The organism is Rhizobium sp. OAE497, assembly GCF_040546565.1.
Lineage (GTDB): Bacteria > Pseudomonadota > Alphaproteobacteria > Rhizobiales > Rhizobiaceae > Rhizobium.
Genome location: NZ_JBEPOA010000001.1, coordinates 3789888 through 3803857, shown reverse-complemented (window position 1 = coordinate 3803857; position 13970 = coordinate 3789888). Strand labels below are relative to the sequence as shown.

Annotated in this window: 14 protein-coding genes; 2 read left to right on the top strand and 12 right to left on the bottom strand. The window is 62.0% G+C overall.

Annotated elements, in window-relative coordinates; genetic code table 11:
- Positions 1-4 precede the first annotated feature (4 nt).
- The 5 genes from ABIE40_RS18980 to rsfS all read right to left on the bottom strand — a co-directional run bounded on the left by ABIE40_RS18980 (position 5) and on the right by rsfS (position 5202).
- Complete coding sequence (locus ABIE40_RS18980) at positions 5-1207, bottom strand: divergent polysaccharide deacetylase family protein (protein WP_199627999.1); 1203 nt, start codon at positions 1205-1207, stop codon at positions 5-7.
- 78 nt (positions 1208-1285) lie between these two features.
- Positions 1286-2608: a S41 family peptidase gene (locus ABIE40_RS18975; RefSeq protein WP_112718143.1), complete on the bottom strand. Its 1323-nt coding sequence runs from the start codon at positions 2606-2608 to the stop codon at positions 1286-1288.
- Positions 2598-4022, bottom strand: a complete 1425-nt coding sequence (locus tag ABIE40_RS18970) for a murein hydrolase activator EnvC family protein (protein WP_502944810.1) — start codon at positions 4020-4022, stop codon at positions 2598-2600. Before ABIE40_RS18970 ends, ABIE40_RS18975 begins: the two co-directional genes overlap by 11 nt.
- A gap of 129 nt (positions 4023-4151) precedes the next feature.
- On the bottom strand, positions 4152-4634 hold the full coding sequence (rlmH, locus tag ABIE40_RS18965) for a 23S rRNA (pseudouridine(1915)-N(3))-methyltransferase RlmH (protein WP_112718145.1): 483 nt from the start codon (positions 4632-4634) through the stop codon (positions 4152-4154).
- Between the two features lie 121 nt (positions 4635-4755).
- Positions 4756-5202: a ribosome silencing factor gene (rsfS, locus tag ABIE40_RS18960; RefSeq protein WP_112718147.1), complete on the bottom strand. Its 447-nt coding sequence runs from the start codon at positions 5200-5202 to the stop codon at positions 4756-4758.
- Positions 5203-5401: 199 nt separating this feature from the next.
- On the opposite strand from rsfS, the gene ABIE40_RS18955 reads away from it, so the two are divergent.
- On the top strand, positions 5402-5779 hold the full coding sequence (locus tag ABIE40_RS18955; protein ID WP_130283037.1) for a winged helix-turn-helix domain-containing protein: 378 nt from the start codon (positions 5402-5404) through the stop codon (positions 5777-5779).
- Here ABIE40_RS18955 and modC read toward each other — a convergent pair whose 3' ends face one another.
- From modC to modA, 3 genes are all read right to left on the bottom strand, one after another.
- Entirely contained in the window at positions 5780-6847 is a 1068-nt protein-coding gene (gene modC / locus ABIE40_RS18950; protein WP_199627997.1) for a molybdenum ABC transporter ATP-binding protein, read from the bottom strand.
- Positions 6844-7545, bottom strand: a complete 702-nt coding sequence (modB, locus tag ABIE40_RS18945) for a molybdate ABC transporter permease subunit (protein ID WP_112718153.1) — start codon at positions 7543-7545, stop codon at positions 6844-6846. Before modB ends, modC begins: the two co-directional genes overlap by 4 nt.
- Before the next feature lie 91 nt (positions 7546-7636).
- Positions 7637-8428 carry a molybdate ABC transporter substrate-binding protein gene (gene modA, locus ABIE40_RS18940; protein WP_130283043.1) on the bottom strand — a complete coding sequence of 264 codons (792 nt, stop codon included), beginning with the start codon at positions 8426-8428 and terminating at the stop codon, positions 7637-7639.
- Positions 8429-8743: 315 nt separating this feature from the next.
- Here modA and ABIE40_RS18935 point away from each other — a divergent pair, with 315 nt between their 5' ends.
- On the top strand, positions 8744-9529 hold the full coding sequence (locus ABIE40_RS18935) for a class I SAM-dependent methyltransferase (protein WP_199627996.1): 786 nt from the start codon (positions 8744-8746) through the stop codon (positions 9527-9529).
- A gap of 265 nt (positions 9530-9794) precedes the next feature.
- On the opposite strand, the gene ABIE40_RS18930 is transcribed toward ABIE40_RS18935, so the two are convergent.
- From ABIE40_RS18930 to obgE, 4 genes are read right to left on the bottom strand one after another with little or no spacing between them, the layout of a single operon-like run.
- A complete protein-coding gene (locus ABIE40_RS18930; protein ID WP_210341129.1) occupies positions 9795-10379 on the bottom strand; it encodes a nicotinate-nucleotide adenylyltransferase in 585 nt (194 codons plus the stop codon).
- Between the two features lie 37 nt (positions 10380-10416).
- On the bottom strand, positions 10417-11700 hold the full coding sequence (locus ABIE40_RS18925; protein ID WP_199627994.1) for a glutamate-5-semialdehyde dehydrogenase: 1284 nt from the start codon (positions 11698-11700) through the stop codon (positions 10417-10419).
- Positions 11693-12862 carry a glutamate 5-kinase gene (gene proB / locus ABIE40_RS18920; protein WP_199627993.1) on the bottom strand — a complete coding sequence of 390 codons (1170 nt, stop codon included), beginning with the start codon at positions 12860-12862 and terminating at the stop codon, positions 11693-11695. The genes ABIE40_RS18925 and proB overlap by 8 nt, the downstream gene beginning before the upstream one ends.
- On the bottom strand, positions 12849-13931 hold the full coding sequence (gene obgE / locus ABIE40_RS18915; protein WP_199627992.1) for a GTPase ObgE: 1083 nt from the start codon (positions 13929-13931) through the stop codon (positions 12849-12851). The genes proB and obgE overlap by 14 nt, the downstream gene beginning before the upstream one ends.
- Between the last annotated feature and the right edge of the window lie 39 nt (positions 13932-13970).

Sequence of the window (13970 nt, the reverse complement as noted above, 5' to 3'; positions counted from 1 at the left end):
GTCCTCAGGGCTTTTGCGGGTCGTTGGCAAGCGCTGCGACGCCGACGATCTCGATGCCGCGCATGGCCGCTTCTTCGCTCCACTTGGAGATGGCGTCAATGCTCTCGTCGAAAGCCGAGGCGACGCCGATCGCCTGGCCGTTGCGCTTGGCGATCCGTTCCAGCTCGTCGAGCTTCTGCATGATGGCGTTGACGTCGAGCTGGTTGTCCAGCTGCAGGTCGGCGAAGGCATAGGGCAGCTCGGTGCCCTTGGCGACGGCCTCAGTCTTCGACTGTGCCGAGGAGCCGTCGTCGAGGAAGAGCAGCCCGCGCTTGCCGATATCGCGCATCACCGGCTCCATAGCGTCGGGGTTCGACAGGAAGCGGCCGCCGAGATAGTTCATGACGCCGGTGTAGTTGGTGATCTCGCCCATCGCCTTGTGCAGGTTCTCGATATTCCTGGCCGGCGGTTTCGAGGTCAGCAGCGTTTCCGGGCCGGGATCGTTTGCCGGATAATCGAAGGGCTCCAGCGGCACCTGCATCAGGATTTCGTGCCCACCGCGGCGAGCCTCCTGCATCCAGCGCTGCAGGCTGTTGCCGCTGGCGGCGAAGGCAAAGGTGATCTCTTCCGGCAGTTCCTTGATGGCGCGTTGCGTGCCCGTCTGGCTGAGGCCAAGGCCGCTGACGACGATGGCGATGCGGGTGCCGCGGGCGCCGGACCACGGGCGTGCGTACTGGTCCATCGGGCGGCGTCCATCAGGACCGACGATCGGCAGACGTCCGAAGGGAGAGTCCTCCAGCAGCTTGTCGTTCGGCATCGCCGCCATGCGCGGATCCTGGCCGATCTGCGTCGCGTCGACCAACGCCGGACCATTGCCGTCGCGCGGGCGCGGACTGTATTTGGTGACGACAGAGCCGTCGCCTGTCACCATCGTCTCGACATTGGCGCCTGAATGGGGATCGGAGCGCGGCATGCCGCTGGCAGGCTGTTTGTCCGCTGCGGGAGGTGTCTGCGCGGTATCCGTCGGCACACCTGAGGAGCCTGTACCGGCTACCGGCGGTGCGGGTGGCTTCTGCAGGCCGTCGTCGCGCATTGCTGTGTAAAGCGAGAAGCCGCCGATGGCGATCAGGCAAAGGCTGGCGGCGACCCGGCCGATGCGCAGGATGCCTGGCCTCCTCGGGCCAGATTTACGCTTCTGGCCAAGCGGTGCATGCAAATCCGTTCCCAATTTCCTCGCCCGCCCCAAACCGGGAAACAGTCAGAATCATCAGGCCGGATGTTACTCCGGCCTGATGCAATCTCGAAATTACTTTGCGGAAACCGCCTTTTCCGGGTTCGGCGGGAAGGCCGGATCGGTCTTCTTGCCGCGGAGCAGATCCAGCGCATAGTTGAGCTGGACGTCGTCCTTCGGATCCGGCGGGACGTAGGCAACAGAGCCGGAGCCTTCGTCTGTCTCACTCTGGCCCTTGATGTGGCCGCGCAGGCTGGATTCGCCCTCGGTCACCATCTTGCCCTTCAGATCGTCCGGAAGCGGCTCGTCGACCTTGATGTCAGGCGTGATGCCGGTGCCCTGGATCGAGCGGCCCGACGGCGTGTAATAGAGCGCTGTCGTCAGGCGCAGGGCGCCGTTTTCGCCGAGCGGGATGATCGTCTGAACCGAGCCCTTGCCGAACGAGCGGGTGCCGAGCACCGTTGCGCGACGCAGATCCTGCAGAGCGCCGGCGACGATTTCCGAAGCCGAGGCAGAACCCCCGTTGATCAGCACGATCACCGGCTTGCCGTCGGTCAGGTCACCCGGGCCGGCGTTCCAGCGGCGGGTTTCATCCGGGTTGCGGCCGCGGGTGGAAACCACTTCCCCGCGCTCCAGCAACGCGTCGGAGACCTTGATCGCCTGGTCGAGCAGACCGCCCGGATTGAGGCGCAGGTCGAGGACGTAGCCCTTAAGCTTGTCGGCCGGAACGGTTGCCTTGATCTTGGTGATTGCCTTTTCGAGATCCGGATAGGTCTTCTCGGTGAAGGAGATGACGCGCAGGTAGCCAACATCGTCCTCGACGCGGGACTTCACGGCCTGTACGGCCACGACGTCACGGACGATTGTCAGTTCGATCGGCTTGTCGGCGCCCTTGCGGATCAGCGTCAGCTTGATCGGCGTGTTGATGGCGCCGCGCATCTTCTCGACAGCGTCTTCCAGCTTCAGGCCGCGGACCGACTGGCCGTCGATTTCGGAGATGTAGTCGCCTGCGAGAACGCCGGCCTTGGCTGCCGGGGTGTCGTCAATCGGGGTGATGACCTTGACGAGCTCGTCTTCCATGGTGACTTCGATGCCGAGACCGCCGAATTCACCCTTGGTCTGGGTGCTCATGTCCTCGGCGTCCTTGGCATTCATGTAGCTGGAATGCGGGTCGAGGGAAGAAAGCATGCCGTTGATGGCATTTTCGACGAGCTTGTTCTCGTCCGGCGGCGTCACGTACTGGGCGCGCACACGTTCGAAAACATCACCGAATACCGAGAGCTCCTTGTAGGTGGATGCTCCCGCCGCCTCGGCGGGCACGCCTGCCGAATAGATGACGCTCATCGCGGTCGCACCCATCAATGCGCCGACCAGAACAAGAGAAGCCCTACGAATCATTGCGTGCCTTTCCAGTGTCTTTGGCGGTCCACCACGGCCGGGAATCGACCGGTTTACCGTCTTTTCGAAATTCAATGTAAAGCGTTGGAAGGTTTGTTTCCAGCGCCAATGCTGTCGCGCTTGCCACTCTTTTTGCGCCCATTGCCGCAAGCGGTTCACCGGCAAAAACGAACTTGCCCTGGCGGGTGCTGATGGTGTCCATCCCCGATAGAACCAGGTGGTAACCGTCGCCCGTATCAAGAATGATCATCTGGCCATAGCTGCGGAAGGCGCCGGCATAAACCACCAGTCCGTCCGCCGGTGCGGTGACCACCGAATCCGGGTTGGTCGCCAGCGTCATGCCCATGGCCTCGTGCCCGGTGCCGTCGGCATCGCCGAACTGACGCAGAATATCGCCCGCCACGGGCAGCTCCAGCTTCGCCTTCAATTCTCCGAACGGATATGCGGGCGCAATGCGGTTTTTATCGGGCACACCGCTGTCTGCCAGGGCCTTCGCCTGGGCCCTTTGTTCATCGGTCAGAAGCTTGCGATTTTCCTCTTCACGACGGGCCGCCTCTGCGGCGTCGCGCACGGAAGAGATCTCCGATTCCATCGATGCGACGAGGCCTTCGAGCGTCGTCGCCTTGCCGGCGAGCTCCTCGGAATGCTTCTTTTCGGCCTCCAGCTCGGCAGCGTTGCTGCGGCTCAGTTTGTCGTTTTCGGCGAGCAGCAGATCCATGCGCCGCTCCTCCTCGATGCCGTTGGTCATCGTCGCCGTCAGGTCGGCGCGTTCCTTGGTGCTGGCTGCCTGCAAGGTGGCGAGATTGGTCAGGTCAGCAGCTAACTTATCGGTTTCCTTGCGCATTCCCGGTACGACAGCGCCAAGCAGAATAGCGCTGCGGACGGATGCGAGTGCGTCATCGGGGGTTACCAGAAGCGCCGGCGGCGGGTTGCGGCCCATGCGCTGCAGTGCTGCCAGCACTTCGGCGAGCAGGCCACGGCGGTCATGCAGCGAGCGACGGATGCCGTCTTCCTTGACGCCGAGATCGGCGAGCTTTTTCTCGCTGTCGAGGATCTGCTTTTCAAGCGTCTTGCGGCGGGTAGCGGAATCGATCAGCGCCTGGCGAATGGTCGTGCTGCTCTTGTCGAGATCAGCGATGCTCTTCTCAAGCTCGTTCACTTTGTCTGACGAAAGATTGATCGTCTTCGAGAGAGCATCGAGCTCGGCGCGGGTCTCGTCACGCTTCTTGGCGAGTTCTGCGGCCGGATCCGGCGGCGGCGCTTCTGCGGCCTGAGGCGTTGTCGGTGGTGCGACAGGCGCAGGCGTGGCCTGATCACCACTCTGGGCGGGTGCATCCTGCGCTTTCGATGGAAGCGGCAAGAGGGAAGGCACGGCTGCCGCGGTAAGACCCGCCGCAAGAAGAGGCAAAATCAGGCTCGTTCGCTTGCGGGCGCGTCGTGTCATGCGTGTTCGGGGCAACTCTCAAAATCGCGCGGAGACTAAGCTGATTTGGCAGCTTTGACCAGAAAGATCGCAGCGGCGGAATACACGGCTGCGTGAGGCTCAGACGCGGTGGTAGGGGTGGCCGGAGAGGATGGTCACGGCGCGGTAGAGCTGTTCGGCGATCAATGTGCGGACGATCTGGTGCGGCCATGTCATCTTGCCGAGGCAGAGCGTCATGTCGGCGCGGTCGTAGAGAGCGGGATCGAGCCCGTCGGCGCCGCCGATCGCGATCGTCAGGTCGCGCTTTCCGTTGTCGCGATAGGTGCCGAGCGTGCTTGCGAAGGCTTCACTGTCGAGCGCCTTGCCGCGCTCGTCGAGCAGGATGAGGATACCGCCATCCGGAAGCGTCTTCAGCAGCATTGCCGCTTCCTCGCGCTTGCGGGTATCGGCATTGGAGGCGCGGCTTTCGGCGACTTCGGCAACACGGGAAAATTCGAGGCCTACCGCCGGGCCAGCCTTGGCAAAGCGGTCGAAATAGCGGGCCGCAAGATCCTTCTCCGGGCCGGATTTGAGCCGCCCCACGGCAAAAAGGCCTATGCGCATATCATCCGCTCCTGTTCAGCGCCCTTCAAGAACGCAAAACCGGCCTACTGAGGCCGGTGTCCATTGTTTCCGGCCTTGCTGCATGCCGTATGTCAGGCGCCGGATGAAGGCCGGGTGCCTGTTAGTGGCGCGTTTCTTCGTCCATATCCGGAGCGGCCCACATCTTTTCGATGTTGTAGAACTCGCGGATTTCGGGGCGGAAAACGTGCACGATGATATCGCCGGTATCGATCAGGATCCAATCGCCACCTTCCTGTCCTTCAACACGAGCGGCACCGAAGCCGTCGTCCTTCAGGTCGGAGAGGAGGTGGTCGGCAATCGCCATGACATGGCGGTTCGATCGCCCGGAGACAACGACCATGTAGTCGCCCAGCGCAGATTTCCCAGCAATGTCGATGGTGGCGATATCTTCAGCTTTCGAGTCCTCGAGGCTGGCGAGGACGGCTTGCAGGGCGCGGGCAGCGGCATCGGCGCCACGTTCCGGGCTCTTCGGGATAACGGCGAGCGTTCTTCCCTTGGCGTGTACTGTTGTCAGTGCTTTCCCTTTCCTGGAATAACAGACATGCACATCAACTGATTTGGGTCGTCCAAATCATAGTTAAGATAGGCATCAAACCATTAATCTTTCAAGACACAGGCCCGGTTTCGTCGCGCGAAGACTTGCGCTGGCGATCAACAATTATGACAGGCCGCAGTCGATGGCGGCGGTGTACAGCGGCAAAGGCCCGGCGTAAAGTGCCGCCATTGTTTTAGAAAATGCGGATTACATGCCCGAGCTCGCCAAGAACAATCTCATTCCGGTGCTCCGTATCAGCTTCCCGCACGAGGATCGCCTCGGCCGCGGCAAGATGGAACTGCTCGAGCATATTCGCGAAACAGGATCGATTTCGGCGGCGGGCAGGGCGATGGACATGTCCTATCGCCGCGCATGGCTGCTGGTCAGCGACATGAACCGGATGTTCAAGCAGCCGGTCGTCGAATCGCAGCGGGGTGGCCAGAAGGGTGGCGGCGCGGCGCTGACGCCGTTTGGCGAGGAGTTGCTCGCCTGCTTCCGCCGGATGGAAGCGACAGTGCGCACGACCCTTGCCAGCGAGCTCGCGTGGCTGGAGGACAACCGCAGTCCTGCCGATGGCGGACAGCGCTGATCACGGCTGCAGCGCCACCGTCTTGATGATGGCGTAGACGGGCTTGCCCGGCGCCAATGACAGTCTCTCGACAGAGAGCGCAGTGATGCGCGACAGCACGATATCGCCACCGCAATCAACCTGGATCTCGACCGTTCCGTCGTCGGCCGGCGCCAGATCGCGGATGCTGCCTTCGAGGATGTTGAGGGCGCTGAGGCCTTCCGGCTTTTGGGTCGCGAGCATGACGTCACGGGCCGGGATGAGGATGCGCACGCGCTTGCCGGGCTGGACCGCTGTTCCGGGGAGCTGCAGCTGCGCGGTTTTCAGCGCCACGGTGGCGAGCCGGTGGATGGTATCGACGCTTTCGACCGTTCCTTCCAGCAATGCGCCGGCCTCGCGCCGCCCCTCTTCCGTCGATGGCTTGCTCAAGACATCGACGGCACTGCCGATCGCGTCCACCCTGCCGTCGCGCATGACGACGACCTGACTTGCGAGGCGTGCCACTTCGGCGATGGAATGGCTGACATAGACGATCGGGATCTGCGTCTCGTCACGCAGCCGTTCGAGATAGGGCAGGATTTCGGCCTTGCGCGCGTCGTCGAGTGCGGCCAGCGGCTCGTCCATCAATAGCAGGCGCGGGGACGAAAGCAGGGCCCGGCCGATGGCAACGCGTTGTCTTTCGCCACCGGAAAGTTTGGCCGGGCTGCGGCCAAGAAGTGGTTCGATGCCGAGCATGTCTATGACCCGGTCGAAATCGCTGGCCCCGCCCGTCTTCGGTGCGAACCATCGGCCGTAGGTCAGGTTGCTGCGGACGCTCAGATGCGGAAACAGCCGCGCTTCCTGGAAGACGTAGCCGAAGCGGCGGCGATGGCGGGGAACGAAGATGCCCTTTGCGGTATCGGTCAGCGGCTCGCCGTCGAGCAGCACCTTGCCCTCTTCGGGCCGGGTCAATCCGGCGATGATGCGGATCATCGAGGTCTTGCCCGAGCCGGAGCGGCCGAACAAAGCGGTCACGCCGCTTGCGGACGTGAAGGCGCCGTCGAGGCGAAAGGACCCGAGGCGATGTCTGGCTTCGACGGTCAGCGTCATTCCGGATCGATCCTCCGGCCGGCGAGATAGGCCATGAATTCGGAGGCCAGCAGGGCCGCCATCGAAATGACGACTGCCACCATCGTCAGCCTGAAGGCGCCGGCATCGCCGCCCGGTACCTGGGTGAAGGTGTAGATCGCGGCAGACAGCGTCTGCGTCTCGCCCGGAATGTTGGAGACGAAGGTGATGGTCGCGCCGAATTCGCCCATCGCTTTTGCGAAGGAGAGGATCATGCCGGCGATGATGCCGGGAAGCGTCAGCGGCAGGGTGACGGTGAGGAAGACCCAGAGGGGGCTGGCGCCCAGCGTTCCCGCGGCTTCCTCGAGCTTGCGGTCGACGGCCTCGATCGACAGGCGGATGCTGCGGACCATCAGCGGAAAGCCCATGACGGCACAGGCAAGCGCCGCGCCCGTCCAGCGGAAGGAGAAGACGATGCCGAGATACTGGTCAAGCAGGCTGCCGATTGGCCCGCGGCGGCCAAACAGGACGAGCAGAAGGAAGCCGGTGACGACAGGGGGAAGAATAAGCGGCAAATGGATGATGCCGTTCAGCAGTGACTTGCCATAGAAGCGTCCGCGAGCGAGCAGCAGGGCGGCGCCAATGCCGAATGGCAGGCTTGCCACCATCGCCACGGCGGAGACGCGAAGGCTCAGCATGATGGCGGTCCACTCTTCGGCGCTGAGGCCAAGGGCATCCAAGATCGCGGTTCTCCAAAAAATAGAAGGCTCGCTGATGTGCGAGCCTTCACGCTAAGCTGCAGAATGAAATTCCGCAATCATTTCAGTTCGATCACTTCAGGATCGTGAAGCCCTGCGCCGTGAAGAACGGAGCTGCCTTGTCGGACTTCAGGAAATCGAGATAGGCAGCCGCATCGGCATTCTTGCTCTCGGCGAGAAGGGCGACCGGGTAGATGATCGGCGGATGGGAATCGGCCGGGAAGGTGCCGACGATCGCAACGCCCTTATCGGCAGCCGCGTCGGTCTGATAGACGATGCCGTAAGGCGCTTCGCCGCGGGAAACGAGGGCCAGCGCGGCGCGGACGCTTTCGGCAAAGGCTGCCTTCGGCTCCACGGCCTTCCAGATGCCGAGCTTGTCGAGCGCGGTCTGGCCGTATTTGCCTGCCGGGACCGACTTCGGCTCGCCCATGGCAAGCTTGCCGTCGCCGATCAGGCCGGCAAGATCGAAGCCCTGCTTGATGTCGACAGGCTTGGCCTTGTCCTTGGCGGCGACCAGAACCAGGCGGTTGCCGAGCAGGTTGGAGCGCGTGTCGTCCTTGATCAGCTTCTTGCCGGCGACATAGTCCATCCAGTTGAGGTCGGCGGAGATGAAGACATCAGCCGGTGCGGCATTCTCGATCTGCTTTGCCAGCGCGCCACTTGCTGCGTAGGAAACGACGGCTTCCTTGCCGCTCTCCTTTGCCCAGGCCGCATTGGCGGCATCGAGCGCATCCTTGAGGCTGGCTGCGGCAAAAACGGTGACCTTCTCGGCGGCTGCGGCCGGCTGCGGTAGGGTGCCGAGGCCGATAAAGCCTGCCGAAATCGCGGCAATAGCCAGTTTCATCCAATGGCGGCGGTTTTGCATGTCATTCACTCCCCAGTTCGAAATATCGAAGGGAATATATCGATCTGTTGCTGCTTTGCTAGCGATATATTTGGCAGGACATATTGCGGAAGCGCTATAGATTATCTGCCCAAGTATTGCCACAAATGACGAAGCAACCGCGACATTTTTCTCGCGATGATTGCATCTATTCTGCCGGAATCCCTTGGAAACCAAAGTAAAATCGAGTCCACTGCGGGTTGATCTTGCCGAAACTGTTTTATCTGCTGTTTAATGACGGTAGAAATATGCAGGAATCGCTATGGAATTAACAAGCATAGAGGATCGGCAGTTTTGATGAACTCGGCGACACGGAAATTCATCTTTCACGACTTGCAGACGATCGAGGGATACATTGATCCCCCGGATGCACTGGTGTTCCTCGCGTTGTTGCAAAGTCAAAATAGCAAGAGCCTTGCCGGCGGCATTGCAGAGATCGGCGTGTTCTACGGGCGCTCATATTACCTCTTCCGCAAAATCTGCGGTCCGGAGCAGAAGGTTGTGGCGATCGATCTCTTCGATCTTGGCCAGACCGATGACGGCGCCTCGCCGCAATATGGCCGTTTCCTAGAGAATGGCCGGCGTCTCGGACTTGCTGTCGATGAGGAGCTGGTCATCAAGGGCGATAGCACCCGGCTTTCGGCCGATGAGATCAGTGCCAAGGCGGGCGAGATCCGCTTCTTCAGTATTGATGGCGGGCATATGCTGTCGCATGTCGTGGCCGACAGCCGGCTGGCGAAGGATTGCCTGGCGCCGCATGGCGTGATCGCCTTCGACGACACCTTCAATCCGGCATGGCCGGAGGTCACGGTGGGGGTCGCCGACTTCCTGCGCGAGAATGGCTCGGAGTTCTCGGCCTTCTGCATGACCAAGTACAAGACCTATGTCTGCCGCCGCGACCACCATCAGCTCTATTACGATGTCATCGCGAAGGCGCCGGACCTGACTGCCTTCGACCATGTCGAAACGGAATTTCTGGGGTCCAAAGTTGCAAGGCTCCACAATCCAATCAGCAGGCGAATGGTCTATGAATTGATGATCCGGTCAGGAATGAGCGCCTTTTCCGAACGGGTCTACCGATAGCCCGTTCGGATTGCCGCAAAAAGCAGCATCATCATGCGAAGTATTTAGCCTAGCCTTGCGCATGATGCATTGCTGCAATGCGATATGCGATCTTCACGTTTCGATCGATTATGGTAAAACATACTCATCGAAACGGCCACTCCTCCTCCCAGGCCGTTCGATATGGATCGGCAACACTCCTCCTCCCAGTTGTCGATCAAGTTTATGAAGCCCGACGGATCCTCCCCCGTCGGGCTTTTCATTTCTCCACACTTCCAGAATTCGTTTATTCGGCAGCCTTGCGGATTGCCGTCGAGCTCAAGGCAGAGCGCGGTCCGTGGATGAAGGTCCAGGCGGGCGCCGGCTTCTTCCAGAGCGCCCTTGCGTCATCTTCATCGATACGCGCAAAGGCGAAGGTCTTGGCCATTTTCGAAGAGAGATAGGAGAGCGTCGAGCCGGGCCGGTCGATCACGGCGATCGGGAAGGTGCGGGCGATATCCTGCCACTTCTGCCATTTGTGGAAGGTTTCCAGGCTGTCGGCGCCCATGATCCAGACGAAATGGACATGCGGATTGCGCGCCTTCACCCGTGCCAGCGTATTGGCCGTGTAGCTGATGCCGATCGACTGCTCGAAGGCCGTCACCTTTATATGCGGATCGGTGGCGATTGCCTCGCTGAGCGCGATGCGCTCGGCGAGTGGCGCCAGATGGTTGCGGCTTTTCAGCGGATTGCCTGGTGTAACCATCCACCAGAGCTGATCGAGACCCAGGCGGCGAATGGCGATCTCGGCCACCAGCGCGTGGCCTTGATGCGGCGGGTTGAACGACCCGCCAAAAAGACCGACGACCATGCCGCGCTCGGTGTGCGGCATGCGAAGATAGTGCCGGTCGATTTCTTCTGGGATCACGTCAGGGCCGCGTCTGTCCGGTACCGCGAACGCGGTACTTGAAGGAGGTCAGCTGCTCGACGCCGACTGGGCCGCGGGCGTGCATCTTGCCGGTGGCGATGCCGATCTCCGCCCCCATGCCAAACTCGCCGCCATCGGCGAACTGGGTCGAGGCATTGTGCAACAGGATGGCAGAGTCGATTTCCGTGAAGAAGCGCTCGACGACGGCAGGATCCTCGGCAATCACGGCTTCGGTGTGGTTCGATGAATAGGTCTGGATGTGCTTGATCGCGCCGGAGATACCATCGACGAGCGCTACTGAGATGACCGCATCGAGATATTCCGTCGACCAGTCCTCCTCGGTGGCCGGCTTGATGCCCGGAGCGGCCTTGAGGACATCGGCAGAGCCACGGATTTCGCAGCCGGCGGCAGCAAGTCCATCGAGAAGCGGCTTCAGATGCGTTTCAGCGACCGCGCGGTCGACCAGCAGCGTCTCGACAGCGCCGCAGACGCCGGTGCGGCGCATCTTGGCGTTGACAATGATCTCCTTGGCCATGCCGAGATCGGCAGACTTGTCGACATAGATATGGCAGAGGCCTTCGAGATGGGCGAAGACCGGGACGCGGGCCTCGTTCTGTACGCGGGCGACAAGGCTCTTGCCGCCACGCGGCACGATGACGTCGATTGCGCCTTCGAGGCCGCGCAGCATGGCACCGACCGCCGCACGGTCGGTCACCGGAACCAGCTGGATCGCATGCTCGGGCAGACCGGCTTCCTTCAAGCCCTCGACCAGGCAGGCATGGATCGCCTGCGAGGAACGGCGCGAATCCGAGCCGCAGCGCAGGATTACCGCATTGCCGGCCTTCAGGCACAGCGCGCCGGCATCTGCCGTCACGTTCGGACGGCTTTCGAAGATGACGCCGATGACGCCGAGCGGCGTGCGGGTGCGCTGGATCTTCAGGCCATTCGGCCGGTCCCAGGCGGCGATGACTTCGCCGACCGGATCCTTGAGCGCGGCAATCGTGCGGATACCCTCGGCCATTTCGGCGACGCGCTTGTCGTTCAGCGTCAAGCGGTCGACGAAGGACGCCAGCAGGCTGCCGCCTTCGACATCCTTCAGGTCCTTGGCGTTTTCGGCGAGGATATGCGCCTTGTTGCGCAGGATCGCATCAGCCATGGCGTTCAACGCCTTGTTCTTGCTTTCGGTGGAGGCAAAGCCCAACGGTCGTGCTGCAGCCTTTGCCTTGCGGCCGATGTCGTTCATCAGCACATCAATGTCAGGGCCCTGCACAACTGTATCAAGCATAGCTTGCGTCCTTCTTCTGCCTTTCCGATTTCGAACTTATCTGCGCCGTCATCACCATGTCGTCACGGTGGATCATGGCGGCGCGGCCGGGATAACCGAGAATCTTCTCGATCTCTGCGGACTTGCGGCCGGCGATCTGGCGGGCCTCGTCGGCGTCGTAGCTCGCGAGACCACGGGCAATCTCGCGGCCGGAGGGGCCGATAATCGCAACTGTATCGCCGCGGCTGAAGACGCCGTTGATCTTGCGCACGCCCGCGGGAAGCAGGCTCTTGCCGGCCCCGAGCGCCGTCATCGCGCCCTCGTCGATATGGAGCTCGCCGGCGGGCTGCAGCTGACCGGCAATCCAGGTCTTGCGGGCGGTCACGGGCGTTCCAGATGGCGCAAACCAGGAAGAGCGGGCGCCATTGGCGATGGCCGATAGCGGGCTATCCGTCTTGCCCGAGGCAATGATCATGGCGCAGCCGGAGGTCGTCGCGATCTTGCCGGCGTCGATCTTGGTGCGCATGCCGCCGCGCGACAGCTCGGAGGCGGCACCACCGGCCATCGCTTCGATCTCGGGGGTGATTTCGGCGATCGTCTCCAGGAATTTCGCATCCGGGTCGAAATGCGGCGGCGCCGTATAGAGGCCGTCGATATCCGAAAGCAGGATCAGCAGGTCGGCGCCGGTCATCGTTGCGACGCGTGCGGCCAGGCGATCATTGTCGCCATAGCGGATTTCGCTGGTGGCAACCGTGTCATTCTCGTTGATGATCGGCACGGCGCCGATCTTCAAGAGCTGGTTGATGGTGGCGCGGGCGTTGAGATAGCGGCGGCGCTCTTCGGTATCGCCGAGTGTCAGCAGGATCTGCCCGGCGACGATCTCGTCGCGCGACAGGCTTTCCGACCAGGCGCGTGCCAGCGAAATCTGGCCGACGGCGGCGGCGGCCTGGCTTTCTTCCAGCTTCAGGGCGCCGGAGGGAAGATCGAGAACCGAGCGGCCGAGGGCGATAGCACCGGAGGAAACCACGAGAACATCGGCGCCCTTGGCCTTCAGCGCCGCGATATCGGCGCACATGGCATCGAGCCAAGCCTTCTTCAGGCCCGTCTTGCGGTCGACGAGCAGTGCAGAGCCGATCTTGATGACGATGCGGCGATAGCGGTCGAGCGGCTTACGCGTTGTCATCCACTTCGCCTTCTTCATCGGATGCCATATCGCGGTGACGAAGCTTCGGCGTCTTGGCGATCTTTTCAGACGAGCCGGCATTGGCCTCGGTGATGATCTCGCGCAAAGCACGCAGCACCTCGGTCATGCCCTTGCCGGTCGCTGCCGAAATCTGGAACGGGGTGCGGCCGCAGGCCTTGGCAAGTTCCTTGGTCTTCTTCTTCAGCGTTTCGTCGTCAAGCACGTCGATCTGCGACAGCGCGACGATCTCGACCTTTTCGCCGAGTTCCTCACCATAGGCTTCGAGCTCGTAGCGGACGGTCTTGTAGGCTTTGCCGACCTTCTCTTCCTGCGCGGAAACAAGATGCAGAAGAACGCGAGTGCGCTCGACATGGCCGAGGAAGCGGTCACCGATGCCGACGCCTTCGTGGGCGCCCTCGATAAGGCCCGGAATGTCGGCGAGAATGAATTCTTGGCCGTCCACGGTGGCAACGCCGAGGTTCGGATGCAGCGTGGTGAAGGGATAGTTGGCGATCTTCGGGCGGGCGCGGGTGACCGAGGCCAGGAAGGTGGACTTGCCGGCATTCGGCATACCGACGAGACCGGCGTCAGCAATCAGCTTCAGCCGCATCCAGATGGTCTTTTCCTCGCCCTCAAGGCCGGGATTGGCCCAATCGGGCGCCTGGTTGGTCGAAGACTTGAAATGCGCATTGCCGAAGCCGCCGTTGCCGCCGGCTGCAATGCGGAAGCGCTGACCTTCCTCGGTGAGATCGCAGATCAGCGTTTCGCGGTCTTCTTCGAAAATCTGCGTGCCGACCGGCACCTTGAGCGTGACGTCGCCGCCATTGGCGCCGGTCCGGTTGCGGCCCATGCCGTGCGTGCCGATCTGCGCCTTGAAGTGCTGCTGATAGCGGAAGTCGATCAGAGTATTGAGCCCGTTGACGGCCTCGGCCCAGACATCGCCACCGCGTCCGCCATCGCCGCCATCGGGGCCGCCGAACTCAATGAACTTCTCGCGCCGGAACGAGACGCTGCCCGCGCCACCGTCTCCAGACTTGATATAGACCTTTGCTTCGTCGAGAAATTTCATTTTACTTCCAGTACCGGTGGCTATTAACGCGCCCCATTC